The 25,594-nt window shown below is 69.7% G+C and carries 20 protein-coding genes and 1 pseudogene; 10 read left to right on the top strand and 11 right to left on the bottom strand.

The window, feature by feature from the left end; genetic code table 11:
* Positions 1-6: 6 nt before the first annotated feature.
* The 7 genes and pseudogenes from SGCZBJ_RS26045 to SGCZBJ_RS06915 form a co-directional block, all read right to left on the bottom strand.
* Positions 7-105, bottom strand: a pseudogene (locus tag SGCZBJ_RS26045) (hypothetical protein); the annotation flags it as partial.
* A gap of 31 nt (positions 106-136) precedes the next feature.
* The gene (locus tag SGCZBJ_RS06940; RefSeq protein WP_101717298.1) at positions 137-373 is read right to left on the bottom strand and encodes a hypothetical protein; all 237 of its coding nucleotides are present in this window, start codon (positions 371-373) and stop codon (positions 137-139) included.
* A 125-nt stretch (positions 374-498) separates the two neighbouring features.
* Positions 499-3,627, bottom strand: coding sequence for an efflux RND transporter permease subunit (locus tag SGCZBJ_RS06935; RefSeq protein ID WP_133149207.1), 3,129 nt, complete (start codon positions 3,625-3,627; stop codon positions 499-501).
* Between the two features lie 14 nt (positions 3,628-3,641).
* Entirely contained in the window at positions 3,642-4,889 is a 1,248-nt protein-coding gene (locus SGCZBJ_RS06930) for an efflux RND transporter periplasmic adaptor subunit (protein WP_101717362.1), read from the bottom strand.
* Positions 4,886-6,151, bottom strand: a complete 1,266-nt coding sequence (locus tag SGCZBJ_RS06925) for a TolC family protein (protein WP_101717296.1) — start codon at positions 6,149-6,151, stop codon at positions 4,886-4,888. The genes SGCZBJ_RS06930 and SGCZBJ_RS06925 overlap by 4 nt, the downstream gene beginning before the upstream one ends.
* A gap of 51 nt (positions 6,152-6,202) precedes the next feature.
* The gene (locus SGCZBJ_RS06920) at positions 6,203-6,595 is read right to left on the bottom strand and encodes a hypothetical protein (RefSeq protein ID WP_133149206.1); all 393 of its coding nucleotides are present in this window, start codon (positions 6,593-6,595) and stop codon (positions 6,203-6,205) included.
* Between the two features lie 109 nt (positions 6,596-6,704).
* A complete protein-coding gene (locus SGCZBJ_RS06915; protein WP_101717294.1) occupies positions 6,705-7,340 on the bottom strand; it encodes a TetR/AcrR family transcriptional regulator in 636 nt (211 codons plus the stop codon).
* Positions 7,341-7,523: 183 nt separating this feature from the next.
* Between SGCZBJ_RS06915 and SGCZBJ_RS06910 the strand changes: the two genes are divergently transcribed.
* The 7 genes from SGCZBJ_RS06910 to SGCZBJ_RS06880 all read left to right on the top strand — a co-directional run bounded on the left by SGCZBJ_RS06910 (position 7,524) and on the right by SGCZBJ_RS06880 (position 16,418).
* Positions 7,524-8,195 (top strand): Coq4 family protein, encoded by a 672-nt coding sequence (locus tag SGCZBJ_RS06910; RefSeq protein ID WP_240621439.1) that lies wholly within the window; start codon positions 7,524-7,526, stop codon positions 8,193-8,195.
* Positions 8,192-8,620 carry a DUF2147 domain-containing protein gene (locus tag SGCZBJ_RS06905; RefSeq protein ID WP_101717292.1) on the top strand — a complete coding sequence of 143 codons (429 nt, stop codon included), beginning with the start codon at positions 8,192-8,194 and terminating at the stop codon, positions 8,618-8,620. The genes SGCZBJ_RS06910 and SGCZBJ_RS06905 overlap by 4 nt, the downstream gene beginning before the upstream one ends.
* 125 nt (positions 8,621-8,745) lie before the next feature.
* The gene (locus SGCZBJ_RS06900) at positions 8,746-11,229 is read left to right on the top strand and encodes an acyl-CoA dehydrogenase (RefSeq protein ID WP_101717291.1); all 2,484 of its coding nucleotides are present in this window, start codon (positions 8,746-8,748) and stop codon (positions 11,227-11,229) included.
* Complete coding sequence (locus tag SGCZBJ_RS06895; protein ID WP_101717290.1) at positions 11,226-12,554, top strand: 3-oxoacyl-ACP reductase; 1,329 nt, start codon at positions 11,226-11,228, stop codon at positions 12,552-12,554. The genes SGCZBJ_RS06900 and SGCZBJ_RS06895 overlap by 4 nt, the downstream gene beginning before the upstream one ends.
* A gap of 2 nt (positions 12,555-12,556) precedes the next feature.
* The gene (locus tag SGCZBJ_RS06890) at positions 12,557-13,417 is read left to right on the top strand and encodes a MaoC/PaaZ C-terminal domain-containing protein (protein ID WP_101717289.1); all 861 of its coding nucleotides are present in this window, start codon (positions 12,557-12,559) and stop codon (positions 13,415-13,417) included.
* Positions 13,411-14,697, top strand: coding sequence for an acetyl-CoA C-acetyltransferase (locus tag SGCZBJ_RS06885; RefSeq protein ID WP_101717288.1), 1,287 nt, complete (start codon positions 13,411-13,413; stop codon positions 14,695-14,697). The genes SGCZBJ_RS06890 and SGCZBJ_RS06885 overlap by 7 nt, the downstream gene beginning before the upstream one ends.
* Positions 14,694-16,418, top strand: a complete 1,725-nt coding sequence (locus tag SGCZBJ_RS06880) for an AMP-binding protein (RefSeq protein ID WP_101717287.1) — start codon at positions 14,694-14,696, stop codon at positions 16,416-16,418. Before SGCZBJ_RS06885 ends, SGCZBJ_RS06880 begins: the two co-directional genes overlap by 4 nt.
* A gap of 72 nt (positions 16,419-16,490) precedes the next feature.
* Here the strand turns inward: SGCZBJ_RS06880 and SGCZBJ_RS06875 are convergent, their stop codons facing one another.
* Positions 16,491-17,396 carry a bile acid:sodium symporter family protein gene (locus SGCZBJ_RS06875; protein ID WP_101717286.1) on the bottom strand — a complete coding sequence of 302 codons (906 nt, stop codon included), beginning with the start codon at positions 17,394-17,396 and terminating at the stop codon, positions 16,491-16,493.
* A 3-nt stretch (positions 17,397-17,399) separates the two neighbouring features.
* A complete protein-coding gene (locus SGCZBJ_RS06870) occupies positions 17,400-19,076 on the bottom strand; it encodes an FAD-binding dehydrogenase (RefSeq protein ID WP_101717285.1) in 1,677 nt (558 codons plus the stop codon).
* A gap of 272 nt (positions 19,077-19,348) precedes the next feature.
* Between SGCZBJ_RS06870 and SGCZBJ_RS06865 the strand changes: the two genes are divergently transcribed.
* Entirely contained in the window at positions 19,349-22,312 is a 2,964-nt protein-coding gene (locus tag SGCZBJ_RS06865) for a TonB-dependent receptor (protein WP_101717284.1), read from the top strand.
* 207 nt (positions 22,313-22,519) lie between these two features.
* Entirely contained in the window at positions 22,520-22,993 is a 474-nt protein-coding gene (locus SGCZBJ_RS06860; protein ID WP_101717283.1) for a protein activator of alkane oxidation PraB, read from the top strand.
* 237 nt (positions 22,994-23,230) lie between these two features.
* Here the strand turns inward: SGCZBJ_RS06860 and SGCZBJ_RS25835 are convergent, their stop codons facing one another.
* On the bottom strand, positions 23,231-23,662 hold the full coding sequence (locus SGCZBJ_RS25835) for a hypothetical protein (RefSeq protein WP_205685335.1): 432 nt from the start codon (positions 23,660-23,662) through the stop codon (positions 23,231-23,233).
* Between SGCZBJ_RS25835 and SGCZBJ_RS06850 the strand changes: the two genes are divergently transcribed.
* Complete coding sequence (locus SGCZBJ_RS06850) at positions 23,661-24,110, top strand: DUF2147 domain-containing protein (RefSeq protein WP_101717281.1); 450 nt, start codon at positions 23,661-23,663, stop codon at positions 24,108-24,110. The genes SGCZBJ_RS25835 and SGCZBJ_RS06850 overlap by 2 nt on opposite strands.
* Positions 24,111-24,134: 24 nt before the next feature.
* On the opposite strand, the gene SGCZBJ_RS06845 is transcribed toward SGCZBJ_RS06850, so the two are convergent.
* The gene (locus SGCZBJ_RS06845) at positions 24,135-25,484 is read right to left on the bottom strand and encodes an MFS transporter (protein ID WP_101717280.1); all 1,350 of its coding nucleotides are present in this window, start codon (positions 25,482-25,484) and stop codon (positions 24,135-24,137) included.
* Positions 25,485-25,594: the final 110 nt, after the last annotated feature.

Raw genomic sequence — 25,594 nt, 5'->3', positions numbered from 1 at the left:
GATTGGCGCTTGCGCGAAAACCTCGTCCTTCGACAAGCTCAGGATGAGGTTTTTCCTGCGACCAAGTCCGTGAATGGTCCTCACCCTGAGCTTGTCGAAGGGCGAGGCCACGCAGGGCGGTTCGTAGCACGGCGACCTAGACCGGCGGCCGGGCGGTGAAGGCCCAGCGGACGTTTTCGCCGGGTTGCAGGGTGGCGGCGTCGACATAGGCGTGGCCGCAGCGGTCGTCGGCCTTGCGGTAAGCCAGTTCGACCAGGCCGCCGCTGGAGCCGAGCACAGAGGCGCGGGCGCGGTGGCCGCAGCGGAGGACGAGCTCGACGGTGTCGCCGTCCGCCACCGGAAAGGGCGTCTTCTTGGGTTTGCGGCGAAGCATGGCGCGGGTTCCGAAAGCTGAGGCCCTGGACCCCGGCTAGCGCCTTTCGAGGCGAAACCGGGATCCAGGGGCGGGTACGAATCCCACGATCGGCTTTTCGAGATTAATCGCGCCTGAACAGCGGCTTAAGGCCGCAGTCTGACCTGGTGGGCGAGCCGGTAGAGGGCCGGCAGCACCAGGAGGGTCAGCAGGGTCGACGAGACGATGCCGCCGATCACCACCGTGGCCAGGGGCCGCTGCACCTCGGCCCCGGCCCCGACGTTGAAGGCCATGGGCACGAAGCCGAGACTGGCCACCAGGGCCGTCATCAGCACCGGCCGCAGCCGCGCCAGGGCGCCCTCGCGGATGGCCTGGTCGAGTTCCATCCCGTCCTGCCGCAGCGACCGGATGAAGCTGAGCATCACCACGCCGTTCAGCACCGCCACGCCTGAGAGGGCGATGAAGCCCACCCCGGCCGAGATCGACATCGGCAGGCCGCGCAGCAGCAGGGCCGCGACGCCGCCGGTCAGGGCCAAGGGCACGCCGGAGAAGACGATGGCGGCGTCCTTGGCCGAGCGGAACAGCGCGTAGAGCAGGCCGAAGATCAGCAGCAGGGCGGCCGGAACCACCAGTTGCAACCGCCTGGCCGCCGAGATCAGCTGCTCGAACGTGCCGCCATAGGTGATCCAGTAGCCGGGCGGAACCTCGACCTGCGCCCCGACCTTCTGGCGCACCTCGTCGACGAATGAGCCCAGGTCGCGGCCGCGCACATTGGCGGTGACCACGACGCGGCGCTTGCCGTCCTCGCGACTGATCTGGTTGGGACCGATCACCGTCTCGATCCGCGCGACGTCCTGCAGGGGGACGAAGCCGCGCGGCTGGTCGAGGCTTCCCGGCAGCGGGATGCGCAGCCGGCCGACGTCGTCGACCTTGCCGCGCTCGCTTTCGGGCAGGCGCACGACCACGTCGAACCGCCGGTCGCCCTCGAACACCTGGCCGGTGACCGTGCCGCCGATGGCGGTGGCCACCACCGACTGCACGTCGTCGACATTGAGGCCAAGACGGGCGAGGGCGGCGCGGTCGGGGGTGATCTGGAGCACGGGAAGGCCGGTGACCTGCTCGACGCTGACGTCCTGGGCGCCGGAGACGCCCTCGACGACCGCGCCGATCTTCTCGCCGACCGCCAGCAGCTGCTCGAGATCGTCGCCGTGGACCTTGATGGCCACGTCGGCCCGCACGCCCGACAGCAGTTCGTTGAACCGCATCTGGATCGGCTGGGTGAACTCGTAGTTGCTGCCGGGCACCTCGGCGACGGCGGCTTCCAGCTCGGCCACCAGCTTGGCCCTGGGCTTGCGTGGATCGGGCCAGTCCTTGCGGTCCTTCAGCAGGATGAAGGTGTCGGCGACCGACGGCGGCATCGGGTCGGTGGCGACCTCGGCGGTGCCGATCTTGGCCACGACCCGCTCGACCTCGGGGAAGCGGGCGATCCGCTTCTCCAGCGCCGCCTGCATGGCCACGGCCTGGGAGAGGCTCGTGCCCGGGATGCGCATGGCGTGCATGGCGATGTCGCCCTCGTCGAGGCTGGGTGCGAACTCCGAGCCCATGCGCGAGGCGGCCAGCGCCGCCACGGCCACCAGCACCGCAGCCCCGGCCACGAACGGAACCCGCAGGCGCAGGGCCGCATCGAGCGCCGGCTCGTAGAGGCGACGGGCGCCGGCCATGATGCGGCTTTCCTTCTCCTCGACCTTGCCGGTGACGAACATGGCCACGGCGGCGGGGACGAAGGTCAGAGACAGCACCAGGGCCGCCGTCAGGGCGATGACCACGGTGATGGCCATCGGGTGGAACATCTTACCCTCCACGCCGGTGAGGGCGAAGATCGGCACATAGACCAGGGTGATGATCAGGATCCCGAACAGGGAGGGCCGGATCACCTCACCGGCGGCCGAGGCCACGAGCGCGAAACGCTCGTCGCGGGTCAGCAGGCGTCCCTGGCGATGCTGGGCTTCGCCCAGGCGTCGCAGGCAGTTCTCGACGATGATCACCGCGCCGTCGACGATCAGGCCGAAGTCCAGCGCGCCCAGGCTCATCAGGTTGCCCGAGACGCCGGCCTGCACCATGCCGGTGATGGTCAGCAGCATCGACAGCGGGATGACCGCCGCCGTGATCAGGGCCGCGCGGATGTTGCCCAGCAGCAGGAACAGCACGACGATGACCAGCAGCGCGCCTTCGAGAAGGTTCTTCTCGACGGTGGCGATGGCGCGGTCGACGAGGTCGGTGCGGTCGTAGATCGGCTTGGCCATGACGCCGGGCGGCAGCGCCTTGGCGGCCTCCTCCAGGCGAGCGGCGGCGGCGCGGGCCACGGTGCGGCTGTTCTCGCCGACCAGCATGAAGACGGTGCCCAGCACCACCTCCTGGCCGTTCTCGGTGGCCGCGCCGGTGCGCAGTTCCTGGCCCAGCCCCACGTCGGCGACGTCGGCCACGCGGATCGGCGCGCCGTTGCGGCTGGCGACGATGACCGCCGACAGGTCGGCGATCCCCGAGGCCTGGCCGGGCACGCGCACCAGCACCTGCTCGCCGTAGCGCTCCAGATAGCCGGCCCCGACATTGGCGTTGTTGCGCTCCAGCGCCGCCACGACGTCGCCCATGGTCAGGCCGTAGGCCGACAGCCGTTCGGGCAGGGGCGTGACGTGGTATTGCCGCTCGAAGCCGCCGATAGTGTTGACCTCGGTGACCCCGAGCGTGTTGCGCAGCTGGGGCCGGATCACCCAGTCCTGCAAGGTGCGCAGGTCCTCGGGACCCCAAGCCTTGCCTTCGGGACGGCGGGCGCCGGGCCTGGCCTCCACGGTATACATGAAGATCTCGCCCAGGCCCGTGGAGATGGGCCCCAGTTCCGGCGTCAGCCCCGGCGGCAGCTGGCCGCGCGCGCTTTGCAGCCGTTCGCCGACCAGCTGGCGGGCGAAATAGATGTCGGTCCCGTCCTTGAAGACGACCGTGACCTGGGACAGGCCATAGCGCGAGATCGAGCGGGTGTATTGCAAGCCCGGCAGGCCGGCGATGGCCGTCTCGACCGGGAAGGTGACCCTCTGTTCGGCCTCCAGCGGCGAGAAGCCGGGCGCCTCGGTGTTGATCTGCACCTGGACGTTGGTGATGTCGGGCGTGGCGTCGATGGGCAGGCGCTGGAAGCTCCAGACCCCGACGGCGATCGCGACGGCGACGAGCGCCAGCACGACCCAGCGCAGCCGGATCGCGGCGGCGACGATACGTTCGAGCATGATCTTCGCCTCCCTCAGTGATCGTGGCTCGCGCCGGACTTCTCGATGTCCGCGCGGATCAGGAAGGCGCCGTCGACGACGTATTCGGCGCCGGGCTTGAGGCCCGAGAGCACCTCGGTCCATTCGGGCGTCTGGCGGCCGATCTGGAGCATCCGCACCTCGTAGGTGTCCTTGACCCTGACGAAGACGACCTGGAAATCGCGGAAGCGCTGGATGGCCTTGGTGCGCACGGCCAGGGGCGCGACCTGGGCGCCGACCTGGAACGAGCCCTCAACGCCCATGCCGGGCCGAAACGCGCTGTCGGCGCCGCCGGGCAGGTGGACGTGGGCCAGCAGGGTCTGGCTGACCAGGTCGGCCGTCGGCAGCACGGCTTCGACTTCCGCCGTCAGGCGCGTGTCGCCCGAAAGGCTGCGAACCTCGACCGGCTGGCCGACGCGCACCTTCTCGGCGTCGCGCGGATAGACGAAGAACTCGGCGTGAAGCTTGGTGGGATCGGCGATCACGAAGATCGGCCGCTCCATGGCCACGTCGCCGACATTGAGGTTCTTCTCGATGATCACGCCGCTGATCGGGGCGGGGATCGAGTAGGTCTGCAGGCTCTCGCTGGACTCCACGCGCGCCAGGACCTGGCCCTTGCGGACGGTTTGGCCGAGCTGTCCGTTGAGGCTCATGATCCGACCCGGATACCAGGCGCGGACCTCGCCCTTGCCCTCCGGCGTGATCTCGACCCGGCCGGCCATGTCGACCAGTTGGGCGATCGGGGCGGGACCGGCGACCTCGGTGCGCACGCCGCCGGCCTTGGCGGCCTGGGCCGAGATCGCCGTGCGGCCCTCGTAGGACTCGTAGCGCCAGTTGCTGGTCTTGCCGCCGACAGCGGCCGTGACGGCCACGTCGAACGAGTGCGGTTCCGCCACCACGCCCTGGCCGCGCAGGTAGTCGCCCTCGGGCTTGAAGGCGAAGCGGTTCACCTCGCCGTCGAGACGGGTGAGGGTGATGGTCAACTGGACGTCCTTGGGCGCCAGGGGCCGATCCTTGCGATAGGCGTAGACCCGGAATTCCGGCTCGACCCCGTCCTCGAAGATCGTGATCTCGACCGAAAGGTCGCCGTCGTAGAGCATTCGGCCGCCATGAGGACCGCGGGTCTCGGCGGCTTCGGCGTGGTTCTCGGACTTGGCTGGGGCGTTTCCGCAGGCCGACATGGTCAGGGCGCCGGCGATCGCCAGGACCAGGGGCGCGGAAACGCGCATGAAGCGGCGGGTCATCGGGCGGACTCCGAAGCAGGGATCAGGCGCGCATGGGCGCCGGTCAAACGGTCGAGCTGGGCGCGGTCGACCTGGAAGGCCTTCAGCACGGCGAGGCGGCGGCTCCTGGCCTCGATCAGGGCCTTCTGGGCGTCCAGCACGTCGAGATAGGAAAAGCCGCCGCGGTTGAAGCCGTCGCGGACCAGATCTACCGTACGGGCGTTGGCCGGAACGACCTCGTCCTGGATGCGGCGGGCCTCGGCGGCCTTCTGGGCGAGGGCGGCCTGGGTGGCGGCGATCCTGCGCTCCAGCACGCTGCGCGCGCCGGCCAGGTCGAGGTCGGCGGCCTGGCGCTCGGCCCGGGCCTGGTCGATGGCGCCCCGGTTGGTGTCGTAGCGGCCGAGCGGGATCGAGCCGCCGACCACGGCGGCCACGGCCCCGTCGTCGTTGAGGTAGCGCAGGCCGGCGCGCCAGGTCGGATCCTGTACGGCCTTGCTTTCCTCGACGCGGACGCGGGCCCCGGCCAGGTCGCGCTGGGCGTCGAGCAGGGCCAGGTCCACGGGCGAGGCGGGACCGGCGACGCGGCCGGCGACCGACAAGTCCTCCAGCGCGGCGGCGTCGATCTCGACCTCGCCGCCGCCCCAGTAGGCGGCCAGGGTGCGGCGGGCGTCGGCGGCGCGGGTGCGGGCCTGGGCCAGGGCGAGGCGCGCTTCGGCGACCTGGGCGTCGGCGCGGGCGCCGGCGAACAGCGGGTCGCGGGCGGCCTTCACCCGGCGCGAGACTTCGGCGCGGGCGCGCTCGGTCAGGGCCAGGCGGTCGGCGGCCAGGGCGGCCTCGGCCTCGCCGAACACGGCCTCGACCCAGGCCAGGTCGGCCTCGTGCAGCAGGTCGAGCACGCGCACGTCGTCGCGCAGGCGGGCCAGGGCGATGTCGCCCCGGGCCAGGGCCACGCGGGCGGCGCGCTTGCCGCCGCGCTCGCGGGTCTGCTCGTAATAGAGCGTGGCCTGGGCGCGATCGATCAGGGAGTAGGGACCCGAACCGGCAACGTCCTCGACGTCGACGCCGACGACGGGATTGGGACGGACGCCGGCCTGGCGCACGCCGGCCTCGGCGGCCGACAGGCGGGCGGCGAGGGCGGGGCGGGCCGGATCGGCGGCGGCGGCGCGTCCCAGCGCCTCGCCCAGGGTCAGGGGGCTGGCCTGCACGGCCAGAGGCGTCGCCAGGGCGAGCGCCGTGGCGAGCAGCAAGGACCGCGCACGGCGGCCTTGGATAGCGGATTGCATGAAAGGTCCTCGAAACAGGTCGAAAGAGCGCGGCGCGGCGGCCGCGCGGCTTCAGGCGACGTGTGCGAGGATTTCCTTGGGCGGGCGTTCCTGCTGCGGGCCGCCGATACCGGTCAGCCGTTGCTGGGCCAGCGCCCAGAGGCCGTCGTCGACATGGCGGGCGGCCGGGCGCGGCAGGGCGTCGAGCGCGCCGAACACCGAGGGGGTGTCGTGGTGGTGATGGTGGTGGTGCGGCGCGACCGGATCATCGCCCAGGCCGTCGGCGGCGATGATCGAGGCGTCGAAATGGACGTCGATCGAGGTCAGGCGGCCCTGGTAGACGTGGTCGTGGTCCTCGTCGAGGGCGGCCAGGGCGCTGGGCGGGCCGTGCAGCGCGCGGTCGAGGCCGGTCAGCGGACCCTGTACGATGAACACGGCGACGAGCATGGCGGCCAGAGCCGCCACCCATCGTCCTGTCCATGCGCCCAAGGCAGAGGTCACCGACGCCCCTTGCTTTCCCAAATCGAGCCTAATGTCGCTGCTGCGCGAACCGTTCGCAAGAGGGCGGGCCGCCTTACGTAGCCGAAGCAGCGCCTTGCGGAGCCTTGGGGATGAGGAAGCGGGGCAGCAGGCTGGCGACCACGCGGCGGCCGGCGCCGTCCGGCAGGTTCAGCATGTCGCGCAGCGGCGGGCCGATCAAGGCTTCGCCGAAGGCGCTGAGCGCGATGAACAGGACCGCCGCGCCGACGCCCTCGCGGGCCTGGGCGTCCTGGGCGCCCATCTTGTCGGCGATGGCCTCGACCAGGTTCTGGACCGCCGCGCGGACGGGCTCCAGATGCGAAAGATCCCCCGACAGGGTGATCCAGGCGGCCAGGCGGCCCGCGCCACCGGTGTCAAATGCGTCGAAAACGGCGTTCACCAGCTCCAGCGGCGCGCCGTCGTCGGTCTTCAGACGGGCGATGGCTTCGTCCAGCGCCTGGGTCAGGTCCGAGACCATCGAGCCCATCAGCGCCGATTGCAGCCCGGCGGCTGAACCGAAGTGGTGGATCAGGTTGGCGTGGGTCACGCCGATCTCGCCGGCGACCGCCGACAATGTCACGGCATCGGGTCCGCCCTTCAGGAGCAGGGCGCGCGCGGAGGCGATCGCTTCGCGGCGTGCTTCTTCGGGCACGCGGCGTCGACGGCGGGTTGCGCTTTTCTCAATTGACATCGATGTAAATGACATTCATGTAGATAAGGCTTTTTCCTTAGGCTCCAACAAGGGGAACCGCAAGTGCAAGCTGCGCAATCCGCGCCCGCGCTGCGGCCAGTTCACGGCCAGAATCGCGCGCCTTCCCATGCGGCTAGACGCCGCATCCAACCCGTCCGGGCCATGCGGGCCTTCGGTCGACTGGTGGCTGACAAGGAGGACACCCGCCAGGTGTTCGAGATCATGAACGCCCTGGCGGGCCGTTCGATCGAGTGGGGTTATCAGCGTCTGATGGACACGCCGCAGGGCGGGATCCAGGCCTATCAGCAGGTCGAGCTCTCCGATCGCCTGCAGGACCGCGATTGGCTGTCGAGCTTCGCCGACGGCACGGTCGGGGCCGCCTATCTGGCCTTCATCGACAGCCGCAACCTGTCTGCCTACGGCCTGGCCGAGGAGAGCGCCAAGGTCGCGGACACCGAGATCGAGGCGGCGCACCCGCGCGCCTGGTACGCCCGCCGCATCCGCGACGTGCACGACATCTGGCACGTCCTGACCGGCTACCAGACCGATGCTTTGGGCGAGGCCTGCGTGGTGGCGTTCTCGCTGCCCCAGACCCGCAGCACCGGCTTTGGCCTGATCGCCGCCGGGGCCGCCGTGCAGTTCATGCGGGCCCGCACCGGCCACCCGTGCGGACGCGCGGTGCTGCAGGCCTGGCGCAACGGCCGCAAGGCTTCCTGGTTGCCGGGCGAGGATTACGAGGCCCTGATGGCCGAGCCGCTGGAGGCCGCGCGGGCCAGACTGGGCATCCCGCGCCCGACGCTCTACGAGCGGGTGCCGCCGCAGACCCGCAACGCCTATCTGGGAGGCCAGGGATGAGCCGGCTGCTCGCCGCCGCATCGCTGGCGGCCTGTGCGATCGCCGCGCCGGCCCTGGCCCAGGACGTCGGCCTCGCCGGGCGCTGGCGCACCTCCGCCGAGAACGGGGTCGTCGCCATCGAGCGCTGCGGCGAGAGCTTCTGCGGCCGCCTGAAGGACGCCGCGCCGCTGCGCGCCGACCCCGACCAGCGGGACGTGCGCAATCGCAACGCCGAGCTGCGCGCCCGCAAGCTGAAGGACCTGACGGTGCTGGCCAACTTCTCCGGCGGACCGCGTTCGTGGTCCGGCGGGCCGCTCTATGACCCGGAGACGGGGCAAGGCGCTTCGACCGGCACGCTGACCCTTCTGGATGACGACACCCTGGCCGTGAAGGGCTGCATCGCTCCGCTGCTGTGCCGCACCCAGACCTGGAAACGCGTGCGCTGAGCGCCGCTCAATTTGAGTAACCGGACGGTCCGCCGGCCGTCCCCGCGTTCCGCGTAACCGACTTTGACACCAGCCGACTTCTTGGAGCCGACGGGGGCCGCCCCGCCGGTCGGGGGATTGCGACCATGCTGATCTGGATTGGCGCCGCCGCGCTCATCGCCTTCGTGCTGATCTTCGTGCAGGCCAGGGCCGCCCTGTGGGCGGCCGCCACGGCCTTATGGATAGGGGCCGGCTTCGCGACCGGCGTGATCGGCTCGACCGCCACACTGGTGCTGGCCGCGGTCGCCGCGCCGATCGCGGTGCTGACGACCTTCCGCCCGCTGCGCGCCGCGGTGCTGTCGGCCCCGGCCATGAAGGCCTTCGCCGGCATCATGCCGCGCATGAGCCCCACCGAGCAGGCCGCCGTCGAGGCCGGGAACGTCTGGTGGGACGCGGAACTGTTCGCGGGCAAGCCCGACTGGAAGCGCCTGCTGGCCACGCCCGCGCCGGCGCTGTCGGCCGAGGAGCAGCGCTTCCTCGACATCGAGGCCGAGCACCTTTGCGACCTGTCCAACGACTGGGAAAGCACCTCGGTCTGGCAGGATCTGCCGCCGGCGGCCTGGGACTACGCCCGCGACAAGGGCTTCCTGGGCATGATCATCCCCAAGCGCTACGGCGGGCTCGGCTTTTCGGCCTACGCCCACAGCCAGGTGGTCCAGAAGCTGTCGACCCGCTGCTCGGCCGCCGCCGTCTCGGTGATGGTGCCCAACTCGCTGGGTCCGGCCGAACTGCTGCTGCACTACGGCACCGACGCCCAGAAGGACCACTACCTGCCGCGCCTGGCGCGGGGCGATGAAATCCCGTGCTTCGCCCTGACCAATCCCTATGCCGGTTCCGACGCGGCCTCGATCACCGACACCGGGGTGGTCTGTCGGGGCCTGTGGAACGGCCGCGAGACGCTGGGCTTCCGCGTCAGCTGGCGCAAGCGCTACATCACCCTGGCCCCGATCGCGACGGTCATCGGCCTGGCGTTCCGCGCCGTCGATCCCGATGGCCTGCTGGGCCAAGGCGCAGAGCCCGGCATCACCTGCGTGCTGCTGCCGCGCGACCATCCGGGCGTCAACATCGGACGCCGCCACTGGCCACTGAACGCGGTGTTCCAGAACGGCCCGATCACCGGCGACGACGTCTTCGTGCCGATGGAGATGGTCATCGGCGGCCAGGCTCAGGTGGGCAACGGCTGGCGGATGCTGATGGAGTGCCTGGCGGCGGGCCGCGCGATCTCGCTGCCGTCGTCCAACGTGGGCATGTCCAAGCTGGCCGTCGGCATGGTCGGCGCCTATGTCGCCATCCGCCGGCAGTTCAACATGCCGATCGGCGCCTTCGAGGGCGTGCAGGAGCCGCTGGCCCGCATGGCCGGCCACCTCTACGCCTCAGATGCCTTGCGCCGCCTGGCGGCTGCGGCCCTGGACCAGGGCGAGAAGCCGTCCGTCGTGTCGGCCATCGCCAAGTATCACGTGACTGAACGTGCCCGGATCGTCGTCAACGACGCCATGGACGTGGTCGGCGGCAAGGGCGTCTGCATGGGCCCGGGCAACTTCCTGGCCCGCGCCTACCAGCAGATCCCGATCGCCATCACGGTCGAGGGCGCGAACATCATGACCCGCACCCTGATCATCTACGGCCAGGGCGCGATCCGCTGCCATCCCTACGTGCTGACGCTGATGCGGACGGCCCAGACGCAGAACCTGAAGGACTTCGACGCGGCGCTGTTCGGCTATGTCGGCTTCCTGTTCCGAAATCTTGCCCGGGCGGCCGCCTTCGCCGCGACCGGCGGCCTCTTGATCGGCAAGCCGGCCGGGGCGGCGCCCCAGCTGGGTCGCTACTACCGCGCCGCCACCCGCTTCTCGACCCTGCTGGCGCTGGCCTCGGACCTGTCGATGGCCACGGTCGGCGGCGCGCTGAAGCGCAAGGGCGCGCTGACCGGGCGCCTGGGCGACATGCTCTCGCAGCTCCTGATCCTGTCGAGCGCGCTCAAGCGCTTCGAGGACGAAGGGCGTCCGGCCGAGGATCTGCCGCTGGTCCACTGGGCCGTCCAGGACGCCCTGGCGCGCACCGGCGAGGCCTGGCGGAGCCTGCTGGCCAACCATCCCAGCCGCGTCGTCGCCTTTGTGCTGGGCATCGTCGGCGCCGGTCTCGGCCGGGCGGGTCCGAACGACCGCGTCGCCGCCGAGGTCGCCGGCCTGATCCAGCGCCACGGTCCGGCGCGCGACCGCCTGCTGGCCGGCTCGTGGACGCCGCGCATCGAGGTCGATCCGATCGCCGCCACCGCCGTGGCCTTCGATCTCCATCCGCAGGTGGAAGCCGTCGAGCGCCGCCTCAAGCCCGAGATCGCCGCCGGCCGCATCGCCCGCGCGCCCCAGAACCTGACCCTGCTGGACGCCTGGGCCGGCGAGGTGCAGGCCAAGGGCCTGATCTCGGGCGCCGAGCGCGACCTCTTCGCCCGCTTCGCGGTGCTGGCCGACATGGCCATCCAGGTCGACGACTTCCCACAAGACTTTGGCCTGGCCGAGGGCCTGGCGCGCCGGGGCGGCAAGCGCGCCGCCAAGCGCGAGAAGGTGGCCCAATGACCGACCGTTACCTGGAGTTCGCCAACAGCGGCCTGGGCGGCTGGATGGTCGGGGCCCTGGGTCTGCCCAAGCCCGCGCCGCTGCAACGGCGCGCCGAGGCCGGGGCCGTCGCCCTGCATCCGCTGCTGCTGGAATCGGCCGGCGGCGGGCGGATGGGGCCGGTGCTGGAGCGGGTCGCAACCGCCTCGGGCGCGCCGCTGCGCCGACGCTGGTCGGTAGACGAGCGTTATGGCGGACTGGTGTTCGACGCTTCGGACTGCGTGGACGTGGCCTCGGCCAGGGCGCTGTACGGCTTCTTCCACCAGGCGGTGCGTTCGGTGGCCGAGCACGGCCGGATCGTGGTCATCGGCGTTCCGCCCGAGACGGCCGCCACCGCCGAGGCCGAGGCGATCCAGCGCGGCCTCGAAGGCTTCGTCCGCTCGCTGGCCAAGGAGGCGCGGCGGGGCATCGGGGTGCAGCTGCTCTACGTCGCGCCCGGCAACGAGGACGCCGCGGCCAGCACGCTGGACTTCCTGCTGTCACCGCGCTCGGCCTATGTCTCGGGCCAGGTGGTGCGGGTGGCCGCGCCCGGCGTGGCGGGTGACGCCAGGCTGGGTCACGCCGGAAGACACCTGCTGGTCACCGGCGCCTCGCGCGGCATCGGCGAGGCGATCGTGCGATTGTTCGCCGGCGAGGGCGCGCAGGTCACGGCGCTGGACGTGCCCGCCGCGCGCGAGGACCTGGAAAAGCTGGCCGGGGAGCTGGGCGTGCGGCCGCTCGGCCTCGACATCACCACGCCGGAGGCCGGCGACGCCTTGGTGACGGCGGCGCGGGCGGCCGGCGGCTTCGACGTGGTGGTGCACAACGCCGGCATCACCCGTGACCGCACCCTGGCGCGGATGGACCAGCGCGAGTGGGACAGCGTGATGGCCGTCAACCTCGGCGCGCCGCTGGCCCTGACCCGGGCGTTGCTGGACGCCGGCGCGATCCGCCGCAACGGCCGCATCGTGGCGGTGTCGTCGCTCAGCGGCGTGGCCGGCAACATGGGCCAGACCAACTACGCCCTGTCCAAGGCCGGCTGGATCGGCGCCGTGAGCCGCCTGGCCCGCGACGGCCTGGGCGAGGGGGTGACGATCAACGCTGTGGCGCCTGGGTTCATCGAGACCCGCATGACGGCGGCCATTCCCTTCGCCATCCGCGAGGCCGGGCGGCGGATGAACAGCATGGGGCAGGGCGGCAGCCCGGTCGACGTTGCCGAGACCATCGCCTGGCTGGCGCATCCGGCCAGCGGCGGCGTCAACGGCCAGGTGGTCCGCGTCTGCGGCCAGAGCCTGCTCGGGGCCTGACCATGACCGACATGGCCGAGCCGGTCTCGACCCTGGCCCTCGCGGGCGGGGCCCTGCGAGGGCTGCTGCGCCGCGGCGGCGCCTTTCCCGACGCGACGCTGGAGGCAGGCGGCGTGTGGCTGCGGCGCGAGGCGATCGACGCCTACGCTCAAACTTGCGGCTTCGCCGCCGACGCCGGGGTTCCGCTGACCTTCCCGCACATCCTGGCCTTTCCGTTGCAGATGCGGCTGATGCTGGCGGGCGACTTTCCCTATCCGGTGATGGGGCTGGTGCACCTTTCGAACCGTATCCGGCAGCACGCGCCGCTGAAGGCCGGCGACCGGCTGGCGATCGCCGTGCGGACGGGGCGCCTGCTGGCCCACGACAAGGGCCAGGCCTTCTCTCTCGAGACCACGGCCCGCCGCGACGGCCAGGTCGTCTGGGAGGGAACCAGCGTCTATCTGCGCTTGGGCGGGCCGGGACAGGGCGAGCCTGCGCCGACCGTCGAAGGCGGCGCGACCGACACGCCGGTCGAGCGCTGGACGCTGCCGGCGGACCTGGGCCGGCGTTACGCCCGCGTGTCGGGCGACGCCAATCCGATCCACACCTCGGCGCTGGGCGCCAGGCTGTTCGGCTTCAAGCGCGCCATCGCCCACGGCATGTGGGTCAAGGCCCGGGCCGTGGCGGCGTTGACGCAAGGCGCCGCCGTCGAGGCCGGCGAGGTCGAGGTCGCCTTCCGCGCGCCGGTGTTCCTGCCCGGCGAAATCCAGCTGCTCGCGGGTCCCGCCGGGGCCGAGCGCGCTTTCGAAATCAAGGACGCCCAGGGCGCGCGCACTCACCTGCGCGGCCGCCTGGACCTCAAGACACAGGACCCTTCATGCTGACCCTGCCAGCGCCCCGGCGCGTCGCCATCCTAGGCGGCAGCCGCATTCCTTTCGCGCGCTCCAACACCGCCTATGCCGAAGCCTCCAACCAGGACATGCTGACCGCCGCCCTGCAGGGCCTGGCCGACCGCTTTTCCCTGCATGGCCTGCGCCTGGGCGAGGTGGCGGCGGGCGCGGTGCTCAAGCACTCGCGCGACATCGCCCTGACGCGGGAGGCGCTGCTCTCGACGACGATCGGCCACGACACTCCGACCTACGACGTCGTCCAGGCCTGCGGCACCGGGCTGGAGGCGGCCATCCTGGTCGCCAACAAGATCGCGCTGGGCCAGATCGACGTCGGCGTGGCCGGCGGCGTCGACACCACCTCGGACGCGCCGATCGCGCTGAACGAAGGCTTCCGCAAGGCGCTGCTGGCGGCCAATCGCGAGAAGACCAACGGCGGCAAGGTCAAGGCCCTGCTGGGCGCGGGGCTGACTGCGCCGTTCAGGCCCGAGCCGCCGCGCAACGCCGAACCGCGCACGGGCCTGTCGATGGGCGAAAGCTGCGAGGTGATGGCCAAGCAGTGGAACATCCCCCGGGCCGAGCAGGACGCCCTGGCCGTGCGCAGCCACCAGCGGATGGCCAAGGCCTATGCCGACGGGCTGTTCGACCAACTGGTGGTTCCGTTCCGTGGCCTCGAGCGCGACAACAACCTGCGGCCCGACATCGACCCGACCAAGATCGCCACGATGAAGCCGGTGTTCGACCGCGAGCACGGCACGCTGACGGCGGCCAACTCCACCCCCCTGACCGACGGCGCCTCGACGGTGCTGCTGGCCAGCGAAGAGTGGGCCAAGGCGCGGGGGCTGCCGGTGCTGGCCTACCTACGCGCCGGCGAGACGGCGGCGGTCGATTTCGTCAAGGGCGACGAGGGCCTCCTGATGGCCCCGGCCTACGCCGTGCCGCGCATGCTGGGCAAGCTGGGCCTGTCCTTGCAGGACTTCGACTACTACGAGATCCACGAGGCCTTCGCCGCCCAGGTGCTGTGCACGCTGAAGGCCTGGGAGGACGACGACTACGCCCGCACGCGCCTGGGCCTCGATCGCGCGCCTGGGGCCATCGACCGTGAGAAGCTGAACGTGTACGGCAGCTCTCTGGCCGCCGGGCATCCGTTCGCGGCGACGGGCGGGCGGATCCTGGCGCACCTGGCGACCATGCTGGACCGCAAGGGGAGCGGCCGAGGCCTGATCTCGATCTGCGCCGCTGGCGGCCAGGGCGTGGTGGCGGTGCTCGAGAAATGACCGACGCCCAGACCCTCGCCGCCGACGCCGATCGCCTGTGGGCTGAACGCTTCTGGACCCGCAGCTACCGCGCCGACGTACCGGCCACGATCGACGACGAGCTGGCCCTGTGGCGCTCGGTCGGCGAGCTGTTCGAGGCCGACGCCAGTCGCTACGCCGATCGGACGGGTTTTGTCAGCCTGGGCACGGGCGTCAGTTACGGGCGGGCGCTGGGCGAGGCCAAGGCCTTCGCCGCGTGGTTGCAGGCGGTCGGGGTGCGGCAGGGCGAGCGCGTGGCGCTGATGATGCCCAACTGCCTGCAGTATCCGGTGGCGCTGTTCGGGACGCTGATGGCCGGCGCCGTGGTGGTCAACGTCAACCCGCTCTACACGCCGCGCGAGCTGCACCACCAGCTGGAGGACAGCGGCGCAGTGGCCATCGTGGCCATGGAGATGTTCGCCCACACCCTGGAACAGGCTATCGAAGGCACGGCGATCAGGCAGGTGGTGGTCACCGCCATGGGCGACATGATGGGCCCGGCCAAGGGTGTCGCGGTCAACGCCATGATGCGCCACGTCGAGAAGCTGGTCCCGAAGTGGCGGCTGCCCGGCGCGCTGCGCTGGCCGGCGATGATGCGCAGGGCAAGGCGACTGAAGCAGGCGCCGGTGGAGATCCGCCCCGGAGACCTGGCCTTCCTGCAATATACGGGCGGCACGACCGGCGTGGCCAAGGGCGCCATGCTGACCCACCGCAACATCATCGCCAACGTGCTGCAAGGCCGGGCCTGGATCATGACCCAGATCCCGCAGGACCAGGCCGTCGGCAACGTCACGATGCTGCCGCTCTATCACGTGTTCTCGCTGACCGCGAACCTCCTGATGTTTGTGGGGGTCGGCGGGCGCAACATCCTGATCGCCAACCCGCGCGACGCCAAACGGGTGGAGTGGGTGCTGCGCAACGAGCGCTTCACGGGGCTTACGGGTCTCAACACGCTCTTCACCAGCCTGCTGAACAACGAGGCCTTCCGCAGCCGCGACTTCTCGGACCTGCGCCTGACCATCGCCGGCGGCATGGCCACCCAGCGCAGCGTCGCCGAGGAATGGCAGGACGTCACCGGCGCGCCGGTGATCGAGGGCTATGGCCTGACCGAATGCTCGCCGGTCGTCTGCATCGGCTATGTCGACATCGATAAGCCCGAGACCATGGGCTTCGACGGCACGGTGGGCCTGCCGGTCCCGTCGACCGAAGTGCGCATGCGCCGCGACGACGGCGCCTGGTGCGGCGTCGACGAGCCCGGCGAGCTGTGCGTGCGCGGCCCGCAGGTGATGAAGGGCTATTGGGGCCATCCCGACGAGACGGCCAAGGTGCTGTCGGCCGACGGCTGGCTGGCGACCGGCGACATCGGCGTCATGCAGGCCGACGGCCGGGTGAAGCTGCTGGATCGCCTCAAGGAGATGATCCTGGTCTCGGGCTTCAACGTCTATCCCAGCGAGATCGAGGACGTGGTCGCGGCCCATCCGCTGGTCGAGGAGGTCGCCGCCGTCGGCGTGCCAGACCCGGTGCAGGGCGAGCGGATCAAGGTCGTTGTCGTGCGCCGCTCGGCCGAGCTGACGGCAGAGATGCTGATCGCTCACTGCCGCGAGCACCTTACGGCCTACAAGGTCCCGCGCATCGTCGAGTTCCGCGCCGAACCGCTGCCCAAGACGCCGGTGGGCAAGGTGCTGCGGCGGGAGTTGAAGTAGGGGCGGCGGGAAACCTCGCCCGTCGACAAGCTCAGGGTGAGGTTTCTTTCTGCTCGACGTTCACCTTGATCCTCATCCTGAGCTCGTCGAAGGACGAGGATCACGCGCCATGCCCGCCGTCCGCGTCAGCACCACCCCGAACACCGCCGCCAGCGGGAACATCAGCACGCCGTAGACGGCGGCCGGCAGGCTTATTTCAGGGCGCTGGAGCACCGACTGGGCGACGACGATGGCTAGGGCGGCGTTGTGCAGCCCCACCTCGAAGGCGCTGGCGATAGCCTGGTCGCGGGCCACGCGCAGCAGGCGCGGAACCACGAAGCCGACCGTCAGGCTGAGCAGGCAGAAGACGACAGTGACGCCGGCCAGACCGATGACCTCGTCCTTCAGAGTCGCCAGGTTCGCCGCGACGGCCGCGCCGATCAGCAAGGTGAGGAAGGCCACCGACACCACCCGCACGGGCCGGTCCATGGCGTCGGCGAAAGCGGGGCGCAGCCGGCGGACCAGCATGCCCAGCGCCACCGGCCCCAGCACCACCATGAACACCTCGACGGTCTTGGAGAACCGCAGGCCGACGGAGAGCTCGCCGGGCTGGAACCAGGCCACCGACAGGTTGACGACGATCGGCAGGGTGAGGACGGCCAGGATCGAGTTGATCGCTGTCAGGCTGATGTTCAGCGCCACGTCGCCGCGAAACAGGTGGCTGTAGAGATTGGCCGCCGTGCCGCCCGGCGACGCCGCCAGCAGCATCAGCCCGACCGCCGTCTGGGGCGGCAGGCGAAACAGCAGGGCCAGGCCAAAGCCCATCACCGGCAGCACCAGCAGCTGGCAGGCCAGGGCGACGACCGCGGCGCGCGGCCGCCGGCCGACCCGCGCGAAGTCGGCGGGCGTCAGGCCAAGGCCCAGGCCGAACATGATCAGGCCCAGGGCGGCCGGAAGGGCGCCTGTGGTCAGCGGCGATGCCAGGGCGTGGGCGCCCATGGCTCAGACCGCCCCGGCCAGGGCGCGGCCGGCGGCCAGCCCGGAGAAGATGCAGCCGCCCAGGAAGGTGCCTTCCAGCGCGTTGTAGCCATGCAGCCCGCCGCCGCCGAAGCCAGAGGCCTCGCCGGCCGCATAGAGTCCCACGAGCACCTGGCCGTCCGGCGTCAGCACCCGACCCGAGAGGTCGGTCTGCAGTCCGCCCAGCGACTTGCGGGTCAGGACGTGCAGCTTGACCCCGATCAGCGGTCCGGCGGCCGGATCGAGGATCCGGTGCGGCGTCGCCGTGCGGGCCAGCCGGTCGCCCAGGGACCGGCGGCTGTTGTGGATGCCCATGACCTGGAGGTCCTTGGCGAAGGGGTTGCTCATCTGGGCGTCGCGATCCTCGATCTGCCGGCGGATCAGGGCCGGATCGAGCAGGGGCGCGGCGGTCAGGGCGTTCATCTTGTCGACCAGTTCTTCCAGGTTGGTCGAGACCACGAAGTCGGCCCCGTTGCGCTTGAAGGCGTCGACCTCCGGCGGCGCGCCCTTGCCTAGGCGCGACTTCAGCAGCGACAGGCGGCGGCGATTGGTGATGTCGCCGTTCTGTTCGGAGCCGGAGAGGGCGAACTCCTTCTCCAGGATCTTCTGGCTGACGATGAACCAGGAGTGGTCGTGCTCGGCCAGGTCCGGCGTCGTGCGCAGGTAGCGCAGGGTGGCGACGGTGTCGTAGCCGGGCAGGGCGGGGAAGGGCAGGCGCCGCCCCAGGGCGTCGAACCACATCGACGACGGGCCCGGCAGGATGCGGATCGCATGCCTGGGCCAGATCGGGTTCCAGTTCTGGACGCCCTCGACGTAGTGCCACATGCGGTCGCGGTTCACGAGGCGTGCGCCGGCGTCGGCGGCGATGTCGAGCATCCGGCCGTCCACGTACTCCGGCACCCCGGTGATCATGCTTTTCGGCGGAGCGCCAAGGCGCTCGGGCCAATAGCGGCGGACGAGGTCGTGGTTGCCGCCGATGCCGCCGGTGGCCAGGACGACCGCGCCGGCCTTCAGCGTGAAGTCGCCGACGATCTGGCGACTGGACGGCGCCCCGCGCGGCGCGTCGTCGGCCGCCAGCACGCTGCCCGAGACGCCGGTCACCCGGCCGCCTTCGACGACCAGGGCGTCGACGCGATGACGGTGATGGAAGGTCAAGAGCCCCCGGCCGGCCGCTTGGCGCGCGCGATCGGCGAACGGTTCGGAGACCCCGGTCCCGGTGCCCCAGGCCACGTGGAAGCGTGGAACCGAATTACCATGGCCCAGGGCCTGGCCGGCGCCGCGCTCGGCCCAGCCGACCATCGGGGTCAGCGAGATCCCGTGCCGGCGCAGCCAGTCGCGCTTGTCGCCGGCGGCGAACTCGACATAGGCGCGGCCCCAGCGGATCGCCCACTCGTCCTGCGGCAGCGGCCCATCGAGGCGATCCCAGTCGGCGCTGCCCAGCCAGTCGCGCCAGGCCAGGTCGAGGCTGTCGTGGATGCCCAGGCGGCGCTGCTCGGGCGAGTTCACTAGGAACAGGCCGCCGAACGACCAGAAGGCCTGGCCGCCCAGGTTGGCGGCGTTCTCCTGGTCGACCAGCGCCACGCGCTTGCCCTTCTGGACCAGCTCGTTGGCGGCCACCAATCCGGCCAGTCCGCCCCCGACGACGATGACGTCAGCGTCCATTCCTTGCCCTCCCGTGCTGCGCGGACATTGGTCGTTTTTACAGCGATGTAAATATTAATTCGGCGTCACGGAGCGGCCCTAGGTAGCCGTACGGAGCTTACGTCAGGGAACTGAACATCGGTGTAAGTAATGTATTGACATGCTAGTGAATAGGTAGATCGTACAACCCAACCGTCGGCCGAGCCGCCAATGCCGTCGGAGATTGATTTGGGGCGGGGGAAACGTTCATCGGCCTGGACGGAGAGCTGGGTCGAGGTAGGGGAGGATAGGGCATGGCTTCATCAGCCCGCGCTCGCGCGCGTCTGGCTGTCACTGCGTCGATTTTCGCGCTCGCCGCCGGGGCGGGCCAGGCCTTCGCGCAGGAAGTGACGCAAGTCGAAGACATCATCGTTACGGCCCAGAAGCGTTCGGAGTCGATCCAGGACGTACCGATCGCCGTGTCGGCGCTGTCGTCGGAGAGCCTGAACGAGCTGAAGATCGAGGGCGGTTCGGAACTGATGCGGGCCGTGCCCAACGTGTCGTTCTCGAAGGCCAACTTCAGCATGTACAACTTCTCGATCCGCGGGGTCGGGACCAAGGCGATCTCGGCCAGCAGCGACCCCGCCGTGGCCGTCAGCTTCAACTCCACGCCGCTGATCCGCAACCGCCTGTTCGAGCAGGAGTACCTTGACGTGCAGCGCGTCGAAGTGCTGCGCGGGCCGCAGGGCACGCTCTATGGCCGCAACGCCACCGGCGGCGTCGTCAACATGATCCCGAACCTGCCGGGCCGGGATTTCGAAGGCTTCATCAAGGGCGAGGTCGGCAACTACGACAGCCGCCGCATGCAGGCCGTGGTCAACGTGCCCGTGGGCGAGACCTTCGCCCTGCGCCTGGCTGGTTCCGCCACCCAGCGCGACGGGTTCGACTACAACACCTTCAACGAGACCAAGGTCAACAACCGCGACCTGTGGTCGACGCGCCTGTCGGCCGCCTGGGAGCCGACCAGCCGCTTCCGCACCAATTTCATCTGGGAGCACTTCGAGGAGGACGACCAGCGCTCGCGCACCGGCAAGCAGCTGTGCACCAACGATCCGGGCCCTACCCAGGTCGGCAGCGTGGCCATCACCTCGCAACTGGTCCGCAACCGCCTGAGCCAGGGCTGCCTGCCCGGATCGCTCTATGACGACGCCGCCTACGGCGTGCCCAACGGCGGGGCCTTCGCCCACGTCTTCCTGGCTTCGCTGTCCTATGGCCGCAACGCCGCCGGCCAGACCGTCAACGCTGTGCCGCTGGGCACCGATCCCTATGCCGGCCTGACCCAGTCGCGGGACCTGCGCGAGATCGCCACCAGCTACGATCCCATTTTCCGGGTGAAGAACGACGTCTTCCAGTTCAACATGGAATTCGACCTGAGCGACAACCTGAAGCTCATCTCGCAGACGGCCTACGCCAAGGACGACTACTATTCGTCGCAGGACTACAACCGTTTCGTCTCGAACCCGATCTTCAGCAACTCGGACGGCCTGTTCAACACGCTGAACCAGCCGATCATCAATCCGAACACGCCGACGCCGGGCGGTTACTACACCGACCCGCAACTGGGGCGGTCCAACCGGATGGTCTCGGCCGACCTGTCGCGCTCCGACAACCGCCAGTGGACGCAGGAGCTTCGCCTGCAGTCGAGCTATGAAGGGCGGTTCAACTTCAGTCTCGGCGCCAACTACATCGACTTCAAGTCGAACGACGACTACTTCGTCTTCAACAACCTGTTCACGTTCCTGGCCGAGTATTATTACAACGACCTAGTCGTGCCCGGTGTGACGAACATGGGGCGGCGCACGCAGCTCTGCACGCCCCAGACCACCAAGGAATGCATCTACGTCGACCCGACGCCGCTGGATCAGCTGGCGGGCGACGGCCACAACTACTTCCGCAGCAAGAACCAGATCCACACCCGCTCGTGGGGCGTGTTCGGCGAGGCCTACTACGACCTCACGCCCACCTGGCGCGTGACCGCGGGCCTGCGCTACACCGACGACCGCAAGGTCAGCACGCCCTATCCGAGCCAGCTGCTGCTGGGCGCCGACCGCGGCAATCCAGGTCCGTCGTCGGGCGGCTATGTCAGCCGCGGCTATCCGGCCCTGCCGGACATCGACCAGCAGTGGGACGCCCTGACCGGCCGCTTGGTGGTCGACTGGAAGCCGACCGTCAGCTTCACCGACGAGACCATGGTCTACGCCTCGTACTCGCGCGGCTACAAGGGCGGCGGCGCCAACCCGCCGCGGGTCGATATCAACCCCACGGTCCTCCAGTATCAGCCGCTGGCCGAGACCTTCGCGCCTGAATACGTCAACGCCTTCGAGATCGGGGCCAAGAACACCCTGGCCGGCGGTAAGCTGCGCCTGAACGCCACGGCGTTCTACTACGACTATACCGACTACCAGGTCTCGCAGATCGTCGACCGGATCTCGCTGAATGAGAACTTCGACTCCCGGACCTGGGGCCTGGAGTTCGAGGCGGTGTTCAAGCCGACCCGCGACTTCCGCCTCGACGCCAATCTGGGCTACCTCAACACCAAGATCGGCAAGGGCGAGAAGTCCATCGACGTGATGGATCGCACCCAGGGCAATGACGAGTGGACCGTCCTGAGGCCGTGGCTGCAGGTGCCGTCGAACTGCATCGCCCCGACCAGGCACGTGCAGAGAATTCTCTCCGCCAACAAGCCTCAGGAACAGACGATGCTGGGCTTGCAGGCCCTGTGCGGCGGTTCGCTGCGCACGGGCTCCTTCAACCCGCAGTTCCCCTCGCAGCTGCCGCTTTATCTGCCTCAGTTCTTCGGGTTCACCTACAATCCGCTGACCGAGGCGCCCAACGGCGGGCGCGGCTTCGAGGCCGACCTCAGCGGCAACGAGCTGCCCAACGCGCCCAACTGGACCGCCAATGTCGGCGCCCAATACACCTTCCATCGCGACGACTGGGCGCTGACCCTGCGCGGTGACTACTACTACCAGGGCTCCAGCTACGCCCGGGTCTACAACACCACCTACGACCGCCTGAAGTCGTGGGACAACGTCAACATCTCGGCGACGCTGGAGCGTCCGGCCGACGGCCTCGTCATCCAGGCCTATGTCAAGAACCTGTTCGACAAGACGCCGATCACCGACGCCTTCACCAACAGCGACGACACGGGCCTGACCACCAACGTCTTCACGCTAGATCCGCGCCTCGTCGCGGTCAGCGTTTCCAAGCGCTTCTAGCGCGCGATCTCGGTGACTCGCCGCCTCGGGAAACCGGGGCGGCGACCTTTTCGGCGCTTCCCTGCGGGATGCGTCGCGAGACGTCGTCAATGTGTAGCAAGTATTTGAATTTTATGTATTTTTGGTTTGACTCCTTACACGATTGATAGTTGCATGTAGCTCGACCTCCAATGAGAGGTTGAAAAAATAAACGTAGGAGGAGACGTCATGTTGAAGAGCGCTTCTGTTCTCGCCGCCGCCATTCTGGCCACCGCCGGCTTCGCCGCCGCTGGCTCCGCCTCGGCCGCCACGATCACCCCGGCCGGCACGGGCTTCACCCTCAGCGGCGACCTGACCATGAGCCAATCGACGACCGTCGAGTGCGCCGTGACCCTGACCGGCACGACCGCCTCCGACGGCAGCAGCGCCTCGATCACCGGCGGTTCTTTCGCCGCCGGCGACTGGCAGTGCGGCTGGCTGGTGACGCCGAGCAGCTTCCCGTGGAGCGTCACGCTCAACGGTGGTTCGTCGATCACCATCAGCGGCATCGGCGCCAACTCGATCCTGGGCAACTGCGCCGGTTCGATCACCACCAACTGGAGCGGCGGCGTGACCTTCTCGGGCGCCACCATCCCGGGCTCGCCGGGCACCTGCTCGATCACCGGCACCCTGACCAGCAGCCCCTCGCTGACGGTCTCGTAAGAGCCGCGGGAGCGGACCTAGATCCTTTCCCCTCTTCTCGCCGGGAGTCCTTGCGGACTCCCGGCGTTTCTTATGGAAACACGGCCGCATCCGGCCATCGGCCGCTGCGGCGCCTTCCTTGGAGGCCTTCATGCTGAAAGGCGGTCTAGCGCTTACGGCGATGGCCCTGGCGAGCATCGTCGCGGTCCCTGGCCAGGCGGACGCCCAAGTGGCGGTCACCGGCACGCTGCAGATGCATCAGACGGTGGATGTCGCCTGCGTCGTCCAACTCCGCGCGATCGTCGCGCCGAGCGGGACATCGGCGGTGATCACCGGCGGGTCGTTTTCTGCCGGCGACTGGCAGTGCGGATGGTTGGTGACGCCGAGCGGTTTTCCGTGGAGCGTCACGATATCGGCTCCGGGCACGGTCACCGTATCGGGCGTCGGGGTCACCACGATCCTCGGCGCCTGCTCGGGCAGCTTCACCTCGACCGGCCTGACAACGTCGTCCCTGGTGGTCCCGTCGACCGCGCCGGCCACGCTGCCCGGCACGCCCAACGCCTGCACCTTCTGGGGCACGCTGAACTTCTGACCATCTCGCCCGACTTGACGCCGCGCGACCGGCGGCTGACCTTCGCCGCCGGAAACCGGGCGATCGTCGTCGCCGAAGTCGGGGGAGGCTCTGTTCATGTCGTCGTCAGCGCGAGGGAAGGGCGGGATCTGGTGGTCTGCTCCAGCTGTGTTGGCGCTGGCGATCGCGGCTGCCGGTCCTGGCCTGGCCACGGCGCAGGCGCCGGCGACCGACGGCATCTACGGCGTCTGGCGCAATCCCAAGGACAGCGTCCATGTGGAGATCAAGCCGTGCGGACCGGAGGTCTGCGGCTATGTGGTCTGGGCCAATGAAGAGGCCCGTACCGACGCGCGCAAGGGCTCCGGCGGCGAACTGCTGGGGCGGCAACTGCTGAGGGACTTCACGCCCGGCGACAAGGGCGAGTGGCGCGGCAAGGTCTTCGCGCCGGACGTCAACATGACGTTCTCGGGCCGGGTGCTGGTGCTGGACGCCGGCAAGCTGCGGGCCAAGGGCTGCGTGCTGGGCAACTTTCTCTGCAAGACCCAGGTCTGGACCCGCGTCGCCTGAGGCGACGCGGGGAGACGGTCTTGGTCAGGCGCCGGCCTTGGCCTTGGCGCGCAGGCGGCGACGGCGGTCGAGGCTGAGGGCGATCAGGGTCGCCACGGCGCCCGAGGCCAGGTAGAGGCCGATGGCCGGAAGGCCCCAGTAGCTGGCCAGGGCCAGGGCGGCGAGCGGCGCGAAGCCGGCGCCGACCAGCCACGACAGGTCGGAAACCACGGCCGAGCCGGTATAGCGGTAGTGGCGCAGGAAGCCCGAACTGACCGCGCCCGAGGCCTGGCCGAACGACAGGCCCAGGATGGCGAAGCCCGCCACCACGTAGATGGTCTGGCCCACGCTGCCGGCGTCGAGCAGCCAGGGCGCGGCCAGGCTGAAGATGCCGATCAGCACCGCCGACAGGGCCAGCTGGTTCTGGCGGCTGATGCGGTCGGCGATCCAGCCCGAGACCATGATGCCCACCACGCCGACCAGCGCGCCGGCCAGTTCGATGCGCAGGAAGTTCAGCGCCTCGCCGCCGTCGTCATGCAGGCTGACCCACGAGAGCGGAAAGACGGTGACCAGGTGGAACATGGCGAAGGTGGCGAGCGGCGCGAAGGCGCCGATCAGCACGTTGCCGCCTTGCGCCTTCAGCAGGCTGGTGATCGGAACGGGGCTGAGCTGGCCCTTCTCGAACAGCTTGCCGAACTCCTCGGTGGCGACGATGCGCAGACGGGCGAACAGGGCCACCACGTTGATGGCGAAGGCCGCGAAGAACGGATAGCGCCAGCCCCAGTCGAGGAAGTCGGCCGAGCCCAGGCTGGCGACGAAATAGGCGAACAGGCCGCTGGCCAGCATGAAGCCGAAGGGCGCGCCCAACTGCGGGATCATGGCGTACCAGCCGCGCTTCTTTTCAGGCGCGTTCAGCGCCAGCAGAGAGGCCATGCCGTCCCAGGCGCCGGCCAGCGCCAGGCCCTGGCCGATGCGGAAGGCCGCCAGCGCCCAGATGGCCAGCGGACCGGCCACGGCGTAGCCGGGCAGGAAGCTGATGGCCGCGGTCGAGCCGCCCAGCAGGAAGAGGGCGATGGTCAGCTTCACGCCGCGACCATAGTTGCGGTCGATGGCCCCGAAGATCGCCGAGCCGATCGGTCGGGCCACGAAGGCCAGCGAGAAGATGGCGAAGGAGCAGAGCACCCCCGTCAATCGGTCGACGAAGGGGAAGAAGAGCTGCGGGAACACCAGCACCGAAGCGATGGCGTAGACGAAAAAGTCGAAGAATTCCGAGGTCCGCCCGATGATCACGCCGATGGCGATCTCGCCGGGGCGCACGCCCTTGTGATCAGCGTGCAATCGCCGTGCGTCGCGCTCTAGGCCCGATGACGTCGGAATTGCAAAATCCTGGTTCATGCAGCTACGCGCCTTGTTCCTGTTGTTTTCGTCCCAAACTCTTTTCAAGCCGCCTTTCCGACGGTCTTGAGTCCGAGCATGGGACCAACTGACCCTTTCTGGCAAACGTC

This window comes from Caulobacter zeae, assembly GCF_002858925.1.
In the GTDB taxonomy this organism is placed as follows: domain Bacteria; phylum Pseudomonadota; class Alphaproteobacteria; order Caulobacterales; family Caulobacteraceae; genus Caulobacter; species Caulobacter zeae.
Note: the sequence above shows the minus strand (reverse complement) of the source record. Positions and strands in the feature narration are given on the sequence as shown.

Bases quoted from the DNA above. Each gene is read 5' to 3' on its own strand.
- SGCZBJ_RS06940 (WP_101717298.1), bottom strand. From the start codon at position 373: ATGCTTCGCCGCAAACCCAAGAAGACGCCCTTTCCGGTGGCGGACGGC.
- SGCZBJ_RS06935 (WP_133149207.1), bottom strand. From the start codon at position 3,627: ATGCTCGAACGTATCGTCGCCGCCGCGATCCGGCTGCGCTGGGTCGTG.
- SGCZBJ_RS06930 (WP_101717362.1), bottom strand. From the start codon at position 4,889: ATGACCCGCCGCTTCATGCGCGTTTCCGCGCCCCTGGTCCTGGCGATC.
- SGCZBJ_RS06925 (WP_101717296.1), bottom strand. From the start codon at position 6,151: ATGCAATCCGCTATCCAAGGCCGCCGTGCGCGGTCCTTGCTGCTCGCC.
- SGCZBJ_RS06915 (WP_101717294.1), bottom strand. From the start codon at position 7,340: ATGTCAATTGAGAAAAGCGCAACCCGCCGTCGACGCCGCGTGCCCGAA.
- SGCZBJ_RS06905 (WP_101717292.1), top strand. From the start codon at position 8,192: ATGAGCCGGCTGCTCGCCGCCGCATCGCTGGCGGCCTGTGCGATCGCC.
- SGCZBJ_RS06900 (WP_101717291.1), top strand. From the start codon at position 8,746: ATGCTGATCTGGATTGGCGCCGCCGCGCTCATCGCCTTCGTGCTGATC.
- SGCZBJ_RS06895 (WP_101717290.1), top strand. From the start codon at position 11,226: ATGACCGACCGTTACCTGGAGTTCGCCAACAGCGGCCTGGGCGGCTGG.
- SGCZBJ_RS06890 (WP_101717289.1), top strand. From the start codon at position 12,557: ATGACCGACATGGCCGAGCCGGTCTCGACCCTGGCCCTCGCGGGCGGG.
- SGCZBJ_RS06885 (WP_101717288.1), top strand. From the start codon at position 13,411: ATGCTGACCCTGCCAGCGCCCCGGCGCGTCGCCATCCTAGGCGGCAGC.
- SGCZBJ_RS06880 (WP_101717287.1), top strand. From the start codon at position 14,694: ATGACCGACGCCCAGACCCTCGCCGCCGACGCCGATCGCCTGTGGGCT.
- SGCZBJ_RS06875 (WP_101717286.1), bottom strand. From the start codon at position 17,396: ATGGGCGCCCACGCCCTGGCATCGCCGCTGACCACAGGCGCCCTTCCG.
- SGCZBJ_RS06870 (WP_101717285.1), bottom strand. From the start codon at position 19,076: ATGGACGCTGACGTCATCGTCGTCGGGGGCGGACTGGCCGGATTGGTG.
- SGCZBJ_RS06865 (WP_101717284.1), top strand. From the start codon at position 19,349: ATGGCTTCATCAGCCCGCGCTCGCGCGCGTCTGGCTGTCACTGCGTCG.
- SGCZBJ_RS06860 (WP_101717283.1), top strand. From the start codon at position 22,520: ATGTTGAAGAGCGCTTCTGTTCTCGCCGCCGCCATTCTGGCCACCGCC.
- SGCZBJ_RS06850 (WP_101717281.1), top strand. From the start codon at position 23,661: ATGTCGTCGTCAGCGCGAGGGAAGGGCGGGATCTGGTGGTCTGCTCCA.
- SGCZBJ_RS25835 (WP_205685335.1), bottom strand. From the start codon at position 23,662: ATGAACAGAGCCTCCCCCGACTTCGGCGACGACGATCGCCCGGTTTCC.
- SGCZBJ_RS06845 (WP_101717280.1), bottom strand. From the start codon at position 25,484: ATGAACCAGGATTTTGCAATTCCGACGTCATCGGGCCTAGAGCGCGAC.